We start from the raw sequence: 11,726 nt of genomic DNA on the forward strand, positions 1-11,726 counted from the left end.
TGATAAAGCTCGACAGTGGCGGTAATGTTGAGCTTATCGGCAGTGATGTTTTAACCCTTAACGGACAAATGATTACCTTTGATGGCGATGTGGCTTACGACATTGAATCGCCCATTAGTGCTAGCGCCCCCAGTGCTGCGCAGCCACCGACTATTGCTCGTGTTGCTCCATTTAATTTAGCGAAATACGGCACTACCCCACCTGCACAAGACATTGAATTAGAGTATATTTATCATGATGGCGAACCCGTACAAGAAGCCCCGTACACCCTCATATTAAATGATGGTACCACCATTGAGGGTACGTTAGATGCCAGCGGTAAAGCAAACCTAAGCGGCATGCCGCCAGGGCAATATACCGTACAATACGGCGAAGACGCACGTGATTATACTCCTATTGAAAACACTACACCTAACCCACTTTACGGACAAATAACACCCAAAGCAGCCATTGAGATGGTTGAAAGTGGTGATACCAGTTTATTGAGTGAAGCGGGTGCTATTGCCGCAGGTGCAGGTGATTGGCTATGGGGCACGCTGCAAGGCGATTTCAATAAAAACCCGTCTACGTCACAAATTGTGGTTGGTACCATTATTTCAATGATACCGGTTATTGACCAAGTGATGGATGTACGCGATGTATGTGCCAACATTATGTTACTGACCGATGATGACAAAGCTAACGACAGCACAGGATGGATTGCCTTAGCCTTAACCGGTATTGGTTTTATACCGGTGATAGGCTCCGCCATTAAAGGCGTAGGTAAAGTCATTATTAAAAATGCTAACCAAACCTTGTCAGCTGCCCTTGCCGTATTACGTGAGCTGGGTAAAGGTGACCCGGTTAAATTCTTACGCGACATTGACTGGGCAGATTTAACCAAGCAAGCTGTCGATTTAGTGAAAGAAAAAATAGTCAGTATTCGTGGTGCCTTTGATGATATTGTCGATAGCTGGTGTTTACAAAGAATTATCCCTGATGAAGCCCTTGATAGCTTAAAAAATTCCAGTAAAAATCTCGGCGAAATACTGCCTAAAGTAGAGCAAGGCATTACTCAAGGTATGCAAGACCTTGAGAAAAAATTCAGCAAAGCCCTTGATGAGTACACGGGTGAGTTAGCCCATGTTGGCATAACCAGCGTACCGAACAAAGTCAGAGCCGACCAGCTCAAAGCCCCGAAAGGGAATGAGTTGAAAGGGGCGCAGGCTGTTCAGCGAAGTCTTGAATATTATGCTGATGCCTTCTCCAAAATACAAAGGAAGGATTACAGAAAATGGAAACAGGTTTTACTAAGTGAAGGTGTATCTCCAAAAGACATACGCGAAGCTATATACTTAGGATCCTTAAAAAGGGGAGAAAACCTTTGGGGTGATAACTGGAAGAAGTACCTCGAAGAAATTACAGGTACAAAGTACCCTGGACCACCATCCCACGCACATCATTTAGTAGAAAAAAAGGGTGGTGGTGCGTTTGGAGCAGAGAATAGAAAAATACTTGAAAATGTTGGCGTTAACCCATTACTTTCCAAAGATAATTTAACATGGGCGCCTAACATTAAAGGTCAACATGGTTTAGAGCCTCAATCTCAGTTAAACTCGATGTTGAGGGAAGTAGAAGGGAATAAAAAAGAAATCATAGAAGTGCTCAAAAAATGGAGCGATATTTCAGCAGGTAGAACATTATGAATTTATCAGAACAGAAAAAACATATAGTATTCACATTAACACCTATATTCATTTCGTGTATAGAAGAGGTGAAGTACCAGCATAGTGATATATATGCCATTGCTATACACTGTGGTTCAGGGTTTAGCTCATTGGGTTTTGCTGCCTCCACCTTACAACACTTGAATGAACAAAAACTAAAGCATCCTAAAGAGTATTGGTCTATTTTAGAATACTCAGTTTCAGAGTGGGAGTTTGTTAATTATCAATATGATAAGTTTATAGATCTCAATCAATATATCGATGAACTGCTAGAAGAGTTCTATGAGGAAGATCTTACGGATGACGAAATAAACTCTTTTTTTTCTGATGTTTGTCTAGAGGTTCTCAACAAAACTCAAGTAACTCTAAGCAGTAATGATGTATTGTTATCCTTGCAATTTAGCGACCCTAGCGATAGTGGAATAGCAATTATGAAAACTATTTACGAAGCTCTTCATATAACTCCTAAAGCAGATAAGTTTTTACCATTTTTATCAAGCTTAGCCAGCTAAAAATTTGATATGACTGCCTTGAAGGTCGCAAAATTATTGCCGAAATTGAAAAAGATGGTGTTGATGAAGTAAACCCTGAGGCTTATGAAATAGTGCGTGATAAATACTTTATTACCTTTAAAGATGCGGCTGAGCAAAATAAGTCAGTTGTTGTACTTATTGAGCAGTAATATCGTATATTAGCTATAAGCCCTGTTTCTGCCAATCGTTCTTTAACAATATGCAATGGATAAAACCAAACTATGGCTTTGCTCATCGTTTGGTTTTTTATCACGTTATTTTAAAGAATTCCCCTTTACCTCTCCTCTTGATAGTTTAAGAAATGCCAGTAAAAAACTCGGCGAAATACTCCCCCAAGTAGAGCAAGGCATTGCTCAAGGTATGCAAGACCTTGAGAAAAAATTCAGCAAAGCCCTTTGGGTGGAATACCCGCTTTAGGTATAACTAACGTACCTAACAAAGTCAGCGCCGACCAACTCAAAGCCCCGAAAGGGAATGAGTTGAAAGGGGCGCAGGGGAATATAATGCACATCAATTAATGACTGAAAAGGGGTATACCCCTGTCGGTAAACCTGGTAGTGATTACAAGCCAGGTGAAACAGGTATAGATGGTATTTACCTTCACCCGAACCCGCCGCCTGATTACGTTATTACTGAGGCCAAGTATAATACCGCTCAATTAGGTAAAATGAAAGATGGCACCAAGCAGATGAGTAATAAGTGGATTAATGACGAAAGACTTAAAAAGGCAGGTATAAGCAAAAAAGAGCGCTTTAAAATATTGAAAGCATTACGCAAAAACGATGGCTCTGTGGAAAAGCTGCTAATTCGTAATAAACTCGACGGTAGTTTAGTCGTAAAAACCTTAGATAAAGGTGGTAAAATAATTGCTAAAAGCAAAGGATTTTAAGGGTAAATAAATGTTAAGAGATACAATAAAAGATAAAGCATATTTTGATGAAACAATTGAATTTAGTATTGAAACTATAGGCGAGTATGTTGACGATTTAAAAAATGATGAAAGTTTATCAACAGAAGTTAAGATGAATTTTTCTTTTGGTATTGTAGAATACCTAGTCAGCTTGATGCATGAACGCTATTCACGTGGTGATAACTTAATTGAACTCAAACCTCATTTACTTTCAGCATTAGAATACCGCCAATGGCAAAAAGATTACGCTGATGCCTTACCCGAAAACGAGCAAGTAGAACGTATTGATTGGGAAGAATTACATGAAGACGATATGCGCCGAACCCTAGTATGGTTTGCTTTTGCGTATTGTCTCGATATGGGACAAGACTATTATCAGCAGGTGCTCGATTTAATCGCTAACCAAGGCCAAGACGGTTTATTAGATAACATTGCAGTGGCTATGGGCGATAAAAATCGCGAAGTAGCGCAATCGACCTTATTTAAAAAACGCTTTGGTAAATTATACGACGTCGTTATAGCTGAGCCTTCAAAGCGTCCTGCCTTAGTTAAAGCTTACTTAGATGCATGGTACAAAGCCGAAGGGAGCCCTGGTTATCATTTAATGGACACCGATGCTTATATTGGCTATTGGTGTTGGGGAGCCGCCTTAGTGGTTAAACTTTATAACATTGACGACAGTAGCTTTATTGACCATGAGTACTACCCAAAAGATTTAGTACACTGGCAAGGTAATAGCAAATAAGGTTAAGGATTAGACTCATGCGTGATACTCGCAAAGACAGTGATTATTTTGAAACCCTATTGATTGATTTTGAAGTAGCATTAAACGAAACCCAAGCAGCGTTAGATAATGGCAACTTTACCTCACCGAGTGAACGTGTTGATATTTGTCAGCGTTTATATCAACTCGCCATTATGCGTGCTGTTAGCCATTACTCATACGGCGCACATTTAGGTGATGTAAGACGTTACGTGTTGGAAATATTGCCATATCGAAAGCAACTCAAGGACTATTGCGATAAATTACCAGCACCTCATCAGTTCTATCGTAATGCTTTTGAAAAGCTAGGCGGGCAAAGCGATGCCGTTGGCTCTGCAAATATTAATCGTTATATTTATACCCTGTGGTGGTTATCTTTATTACAGGCTTGTGAAGCTGACCAAGCCCATATTGATGACGCATTAGCGATAATTGGCGAGCAAGGTAAAGACACCTTACTTGATAATATCGCCATTGCCTTAGGCGATACTGACCGCGCTGTATCTCCTCTTTTATATTACCCTGAGGTCTATAAAACACTAAACGATACCTTTACAGCAGAGCCTGAGCAACAAAGCGCATTGCTCAATCAATTTATTGAACAATGGTACGCACAATTAGAAGACGCTGATTGGCATGAAAACCATGAATGTGATTGTGAGTTTGAATATACCGATTATTATATTGGGTACTGGTGTTTTGAGTTGTCGTTAGTAGCGAATATATTAAATATCAACAAAGATAAATTAACACCACACACGATGCTCCCTATAGATTTAATTAAACAGTAATAATTAACAAGGCACTGTATTGCTGCTGCCCACACCTTTATTCTTTAAGTTATACCTGTCACGGTCCCCTCATTTGAACGGCATAAGCTTTATACCTTCCCTTGAGGTAAAACGGCTCCGCTATTAAAGGCGTGGGTAAAGTCATTATTGAAAACCCAAAAAATGCGCTTACTCCCGCCCTTGCGCTTTCAATTACAATAAGCGCGCGAGTTGGGTAAAGGTGACCCGGTTAAATTCTTACGCGACATTGACTGGGCTGGTTTAACCAAGCAAGCGACCGATTTAGTGAAAGAGAAAATAGTCAGTATTCGTGGTGCCTTTGATGATATTGTCGATAGCTGGTGTTTACAAAGAATTATCCCCGATGAAGCCCTTGATAGCTTAAAAAGTGCCAGTAAAAAACTCGGCGAAATACTCCCCAAAGTAGAGCAAGGCATTACTCAAGGTATGCAAGACCTTGAGAAAAAATTCAGCAAAGCCCTTGATGAATACACGGGTGAGTTAGCCCATGTTGGCATAACCAGCGTACCGAACAAAGTCAGAGCCGACCAGCTCAAAGCACCGAAAGGGAATGAGTTGAAAGGGGCACAGGGGAAAAAGACCCACCCTCTTTTATTAAAGATGAAAGCTTATAAAGTGCCTTGTTTTAAACCAAGTGATGGCTTAAGGAAAAAAAATAAAGGCGACTTACGCGCTTTAGAGCATAATTACGCAAGGCAGCTTAAGCATCAAGAAAATGGCTTGAATGATTTAACCATTGGTGATTACAGAGAAAACCGTAAACGCTATATGAATATGAAGCGCAAAGGTACTGGAACTGCTCAAAGTGACTTTAGAAAGAGTTTTAATAAAGATTTATTTGAGTCACTTAAAAGCTCATATGAAAAAACAATGTCTCCAATTAAAGCTAAGACATTAGCTAAACAAAGAGCAAATGACATTATGGAGAATTTAGCCGCATTGCATGACCCAGATATGGGTGCAGGTGGTTTTGATAAAGTCTCACGCATGGGTGATAAAGGAGTCAACTCATCCCTTGGTCCACAATGGGCTAAGGCACCTGCGGGGAGTGGAAAAAAAGCAAAAACACGCGTGCAGTTAATGGATGAACAAGTTGAAAAAGCATTTAAAAAACAGGGCCCAGATGCTAAGTTGAACATTCAGCTTGAGCGCTGCCCGTTAAACAAAAAGTAGAGCATAATGATAGAAAGCAAAGACGAATATTTGGAACTTTTTTTAAGCGAGTTTGACCAACCAACAACGGTTGTACCTGCAACTACCGTCGATATAGAAACGTACCGAGGAAAGCTACCTGACCAACTACTTGAGTACTGGCAAATACTCGGCTTTAGCGGCTTTGCCGATGGCTTATTTTGGCTAACAAATCCAGCTGACTATCAAGATATTCTTGACCGATTTTTAGAAGACACTCCATTTGAGCAAGAAGATATTTATTATGTTATAGCGCGTAACGCTTGGGGCAATTTAAAGCTCTACGGTGAGAAAACCGGACATTCTGTGGAGATCAGCCCTTACCTTAACTGGATGCGAACCAAACAAGGCAATGAGCAAGACATTAACGCTGGCAAAGCTAACCAAGCAATAAAAAGCTTCTTGACATGTCAGGATCCAGAAAGTTCTGATATCGAAAACGATCAAGGGAAGCCACTATTCCCTGCGACATTAAAAAAACATGGCCCACTCAATGCTAATGAAGTGTACGGTTTTACGCCATTTTTATTTATGGGTGGCGAGAAAAAAATCAAGAACATTGAAAAGTGCGATATTTTTGCCCATTTAAATTTAATTGCCGACATGGGTGATATGGAAATTATTGACATGGCTTCTATGGTACGTGGCGCTATTAAACAACACGAGTAATAAATACTAGTAACTCATAATCAATAACACCTAACTCTGCATTCAAATGTGAAATGCAGAGCACTTCTTTAACAACTTAAAATGGAATTCAGACCTGCTTGTTGTTTTGTCACTTTACCAAGCAACTGGCAGGTTTTTATTAGGATGATGAATAGTCTATCACCTCGCTAGAACTGCGTTCATACTTCAATACTAAACTGCATTAAACAACGACACCCTCCATCATCTCAAGCCTACCTCCTTGGTTTTGACATGAACGACGACCAACCGGCGGTGGTAAACAGTGAAAACCATTGGTATAACCGCCTTATCTCACGCTCAGGTCACGAGTTGCGCTTTGATGACGATGACATTATTCCTAATATCATTTTACAAACCTTAGGCGGTGAGCATTATCTTGAGCTAAACGCTCATACCGAAGGTCGCCATTACATAAAATGGTTAGCCCGTGTTGGCAGTATTAGCTTTGAAGCCGCGGAAGATGTTCGCTTTAGTGCAGGACACCCTGAAGGTAATATTGACATGAGTATTGGCGGCTATCAACGCATTGACGCGAAAAGCAGTGTTGATATTACCGTTAATGCTGACCAAATCACGAAAAGAAACTCCCTTGAAATACAAAGTGGTACCCATGTTAATCATACCGCTAAAAATATTTTACTTGAGTCTCGTGGCACTACCTCATTATTAACTGAGCGCAGCATTAGCGCGGTGGCAAACCAGAATATTCTCTGGCAAAGTGAGCAAGGCAACTTATCAATTACCGCACCAGTAGGCTCCACCTTACTTAATGCCGATGGTGACATTCGCATTGAAGGCACGGGCAGTGGCGATATTATTCTCTTTAATGAAGGCGGTATGATAAAACTCGACAGTGGCGGTAATGTTGAGCTGATTGGCAGTGATGTTTTGACCTTAAGTGGACAAGTGGTTACCCTTGATGGGGAAGTCGCTTACGACATTGAATCGCCCGTTAGTGCTAGCGCACCTAGTGCAGCACAACCACCTGCTATTACTCGTGTTTCTTCATTTAATTTAACTAAATACGGCACTACCCCTCCTGCACAAGACATTGAATTAGAGTATATTTATCAAGATGGCGAGCCCGTACAAGAAGCCCCGTACACCCTCATATTAAATGATGGCACTACCATTGAAGGCACGTTAGATACCAGCGGTAAAGCAAACCTAAGCGGCATGCCGCCAGGGCAATATACCGTACAATACGGCGAAGACGCACGTGATTATACTCCTATTGAAAACACTACACCTAACCCACTTTATGGGCAAATAACACCCAAAGCAGCCATTGAGATGGTTGAAAGTGGTGATACCAGTTTATTGAGTGAAGCGGGTGCTATTGCCGCAGGTGCAGGTGATTGGCTATGGGGCACGCTGCAAGGCGATTTCAATAAAAACCCCTCTACGTCACAAATTGTAGTCGGTACCATTATTTCAATGATACCCGTTATTGACCAAGTGATGGACGTGCGCGATGTTTGTGCCAATGTCATGTTATTAACCGATGACGATGAAACCAACGACACTGCAGGCTGGATAGCCTTAGCACTGACAGGCATTGGTTTTGTTCCTGTGATAGGCTCAGCCATTAAAGGCGTCGGCAAAGTTATTATTGAAAATGCAGGGGAAGTACTTACTCCTGCCCTTGCCGTGTTACGTGAACTAGGCAAAGGCGACCCCGTTAAATTCTTACGCGACATTGACTGGGCTGGTTTAACCAAACAAGCTATCGATTTAGTGAAAGAAAAAATAGTCAGTATCCGTGGTGCCTTTGATGATATTGTCGATAGCTGGTATTTAAAAAGAATTATTCCCGATGAAGCCCTTGATAGCTTAAAAAATTCCAGTAAAAAACTCGGCGAAATACTCCCAAAAGTAGAGCAAGGCATTACTCAAGGTATGCAAGACCTTGAGAAAAAGTTTAGCAAAGCCCTTGATGAATACACGGGTGAGTTAGCCCATGTAGGTATAACCAGCGTACCGAATAAAATCAGAGCCGACCAACTCAAAGCACCGAAAGGGAATGAGTTGAAGGGGGCTAAAGCAATTCATAGAAATATCGATGAATTATTAATAAACGGTAAAGTTCCTTCAATTCGAAAAGGCGCATTTAATGATTGGTTTAATGAACTTTCCATAGAAGAAATGGATCTTCTATGGGAAAATAAAAGTGTTCGTGAAGCAATTGAAGCAAGAATTAGAAAGCCTGGCGGATATCATGAATGGTACATGGTTTCTAGAACACCTACATTTAAAAACTGGGGAATGAGTATGGAAGAAATAAAAGCATTTCGTACTGAAATACCTGAGCTAAAATGGATTTCTCCTCATAATGGGAAAATAGGTGGGCATGGTAAGAATGGATCTGGAACTTTTCACAATGAGCTATTAAAAATTATTGATAACAGTAATTCACCAACAGAGTTTAAGGGCAAACTTAATACTCTTATAAGTAAATGGAAAATTGACCCTTCCATTATCCCATTAACTAAATAAACTGGAAAATTAAATATGAATCAATTAGTAGATGAATGGTGTGACTTCTGTAGTGGTAAGAAGGTTTTTGATAAATCTCATTTCAGTTATTTATTTCATGAAGAAAATATAGAAAGTTACTTAAGTATTATTTTACAATACTTCACTAACTCAATGGAATTAGAATTAAAAATAAAAAAAGTGTTAGAAGAAAAAAAGAAAAATAGGGTTATTTCAGAGTTATCTGATGATATGTTAGTTACATTAACAAATGATTTCTTTAACGAGCAGGCTAACTTAATTAACGATTTAGATAACGATATACACTCTGCAATTATAAACGATGTTGTTATTACAAATAGTAGTCAAATAAAAAGCAATGCAGATGAAGATATACCACATTACTGGTTATTTGAAGAATTTGGCGATCTAATTAGAAGCTCAAAAATAGATGAAAGCGATAAAACGTATGCACTAATGGAGTCATTATACAATATTGATAATGACTATTATCTTGCATGGTACATGGCAAAACCAATAGTAAACATCCAATATACACTTGAAAGTTACTTTATATTGTGGAAAAACTCTCATAAAGTACTTTTATTAGAAGATTCTATTTTAGTTTCTAAATAAATAATTAGGACATCGATAAATTATTATTGGTGCTAACCTAGCACAAATTAACAGCTTAAAAAGACGTTACCAACTCTCCTTAAAGTCAAGTGCTATTCAATATTGGGCGAGTCGCTAATAGTTGATGTACGCGATGTCTGTGCCAACACTATGCTACTGACTGACGATGACAACGCTAACGACAGCATAGGTTGGATTGCCCTCCCCTTAACGGGCATTAGTTTTGTTCCCCTAACTTCCAAAGTAAAGCGACTCTGCCATAAAAGGCGTCGGCAAAGTCATTATTGAAAAAGCAGGGGAAGTACTTACTCCCGCCCTTGCGCTTTCAATTGAAATAAGCACGTGAACTAGGTAAAGGCGACCCCGTTAAATTCTTACGCGACATTGACTGGGCTGGTTTAACCAAACAAGCTATCGATTTAGTGAAAGAGAAAATAGTCAGTATCCGTGGTGCCTTTGATGATATTGTCGATAGCTGGTATTTAAAAAGAATTATTCCCGATGAAGCCCTTGATAGCTTAAAAAATGCCAGTAAAAAACTTGGTGAAATACTCCCCAAAGTAGAGCAAGGCATTACTCAAGGCATGCAAGACCTTGAGAAAAAGTTTAGCAAAGCCCTTGACGAATACACAGGTGAGTTAGCCCATGTAGGCATAACTAACGTACCTAATAAAGTAAAAACGATTGAACTCAAAGCCCCAAGTGGCAATAATTTATCCGGTGGTCAAGCAGCTAAAGCTTTAACCAAGTCACGAAAAACACCTGATGATTTCTCTCAGTTTAAGTCAATGAACCATAAAAAGGCTGCGGCAGGAGAGTATAATAGCCACCAACTCATGACTGAAAAAGGCTATACACCACTCGGAAAAACTGACGGTAATTATAAGCCCGGCGAAACAGGTATAGACGGAATTTATCTCCACCCGAATCCACCGCCTGATTACGTTATTACTGAGGCCAAGTATAATACTGCTCGTTTGGGTAAGACCAAAGATGGCAAGCAAATGGGTAATGATTGGGTTACTGACAAGCGACTTGAAAAAGCTGGCTTAAGCAGGCAACAGCGTGATGAAATCCTTGATGCGCTTGACGATAATGACGGCACAGTGCAAAAACTGTTAATACGCAACAAAGAAGATGGCACCTTAGTCGTTAAAGAATTAGATAAAAACGCCAATATCATTGGTGAAGCAATTAAATTATAAAAGAGATCACAAATGTTAAGAGATACACTCAAAGATAAAGCTTACTATGATGACTACGTTACTTATAGCACAGAGCGTATCAATAGATTAATAAAGAAGCTTAAATCCGTCGGTAAACTTACTGACGAAGTAAAAATGAATAATGCCTTTAGGTTAGTTAATGATAGCATCAACCTGCTTCATCAAAAATATTCCCGTGGCGATGACTTAGCTGAACTTAAGCCTCATTTACTTGACCTTTTGGAGTACAGAAACTGGCAAAAACATTATGCCGACCTTCTACCTAAAAACGAACAAGTGGCACGCATTGGTAAAGAAGAGCTAGGAGAACACAAACTAGAGAAATTGCTACAATGGCTAGCCTTTGCCTATTGTTTAGATATGGGACAAGACTACTACCAACAAGTACTCGAGTTAATCGCCAACCAAGGGCAAGACGGTTTGTTAGATAACCTTGCTATTGCCATGGGTGATACCACGCGTGAAGTGGCAACCACAACGGTCTTTAAAAAACGTTTTGATAAGTTATATAACATGGTAGTAGCTGAGCCTGCGCAAAGACCCGCCCTCGTGAAAATCTATTTAGATGCTTGGTATAAGCTATACGGTAGCCCTGACTTACATTTGATGGATACCGACACATACAATGGCTATTGGTGCTGGGAGGCCGCTTTAGTGGTTAAGCTTTACAACATAGACGATAGCAGCTTTATTGACCATGAGTACTACCCAAAAGATTTAGTGCACTGGCAAGATAATAACAAATAAGGTTAGGAATTAGACTCATGCGTGATACTCGCAAAGA

11 protein-coding genes and 1 pseudogene are annotated in these 11,726 nt (G+C 39.9%); all 12 read left to right on the forward strand.

The window, feature by feature from the left end; all coding sequences use genetic code 11:
• A pseudogene (locus tag ABD005_RS17870) lies at positions 1-1,685 on the forward strand (hypothetical protein); the annotation flags it as partial.
• On the forward strand, positions 1,682-2,218 hold the full coding sequence (locus tag ABD005_RS17875; RefSeq protein ID WP_343819106.1) for a DUF4303 domain-containing protein: 537 nt from the start codon (positions 1,682-1,684) through the stop codon (positions 2,216-2,218). The pseudogene ABD005_RS17870 and the gene ABD005_RS17875, both read left to right, overlap by 4 nt.
• Before the next feature lie 225 nt (positions 2,219-2,443).
• A complete protein-coding gene (locus ABD005_RS17880) occupies positions 2,444-2,656 on the forward strand; it encodes a hypothetical protein (RefSeq protein WP_343819108.1) in 213 nt (70 codons plus the stop codon).
• Between the two features lie 100 nt (positions 2,657-2,756).
• Positions 2,757-3,128 (forward strand): hypothetical protein, encoded by a 372-nt coding sequence (locus ABD005_RS17885; RefSeq protein ID WP_343819109.1) that lies wholly within the window; start codon positions 2,757-2,759, stop codon positions 3,126-3,128.
• A 10-nt stretch (positions 3,129-3,138) separates the two neighbouring features.
• On the forward strand, positions 3,139-3,894 hold the full coding sequence (locus tag ABD005_RS17890) for a PoNe immunity protein domain-containing protein (protein WP_343819110.1): 756 nt from the start codon (positions 3,139-3,141) through the stop codon (positions 3,892-3,894).
• Positions 3,895-3,911: 17 nt separating this feature from the next.
• On the forward strand, positions 3,912-4,703 hold the full coding sequence (locus ABD005_RS17895) for a PoNe immunity protein domain-containing protein (protein WP_343819112.1): 792 nt from the start codon (positions 3,912-3,914) through the stop codon (positions 4,701-4,703).
• Positions 4,704-4,913: 210 nt separating this feature from the next.
• Positions 4,914-5,897: a polymorphic toxin type 15 domain-containing protein gene (locus tag ABD005_RS17900; protein WP_343819113.1), complete on the forward strand. Its 984-nt coding sequence runs from the start codon at positions 4,914-4,916 to the stop codon at positions 5,895-5,897.
• Positions 5,898-5,903: 6 nt separating this feature from the next.
• Entirely contained in the window at positions 5,904-6,584 is a 681-nt protein-coding gene (locus ABD005_RS17905) for a GAD-like domain-containing protein (protein ID WP_343819115.1), read from the forward strand.
• Between the two features lie 252 nt (positions 6,585-6,836).
• Positions 6,837-9,101, forward strand: a complete 2,265-nt coding sequence (locus tag ABD005_RS17910) for a hypothetical protein (RefSeq protein WP_343819117.1) — start codon at positions 6,837-6,839, stop codon at positions 9,099-9,101.
• A 15-nt stretch (positions 9,102-9,116) separates the two neighbouring features.
• Positions 9,117-9,716 carry a hypothetical protein gene (locus tag ABD005_RS17915; RefSeq protein WP_343819119.1) on the forward strand — a complete coding sequence of 200 codons (600 nt, stop codon included), beginning with the start codon at positions 9,117-9,119 and terminating at the stop codon, positions 9,714-9,716.
• 422 nt (positions 9,717-10,138) lie between these two features.
• Positions 10,139-10,921 (forward strand): hypothetical protein, encoded by a 783-nt coding sequence (locus ABD005_RS17920; RefSeq protein WP_343819121.1) that lies wholly within the window; start codon positions 10,139-10,141, stop codon positions 10,919-10,921.
• Between the two features lie 12 nt (positions 10,922-10,933).
• Positions 10,934-11,689: a PoNe immunity protein domain-containing protein gene (locus tag ABD005_RS17925; protein ID WP_343819123.1), complete on the forward strand. Its 756-nt coding sequence runs from the start codon at positions 10,934-10,936 to the stop codon at positions 11,687-11,689.
• Positions 11,690-11,726 lie beyond the last annotated feature (37 nt).

This window comes from Colwellia asteriadis (assembly GCF_039523295.1).
GTDB classification, from domain to species: Bacteria; Pseudomonadota; Gammaproteobacteria; order Enterobacterales; family Alteromonadaceae; genus Colwellia; species Colwellia asteriadis.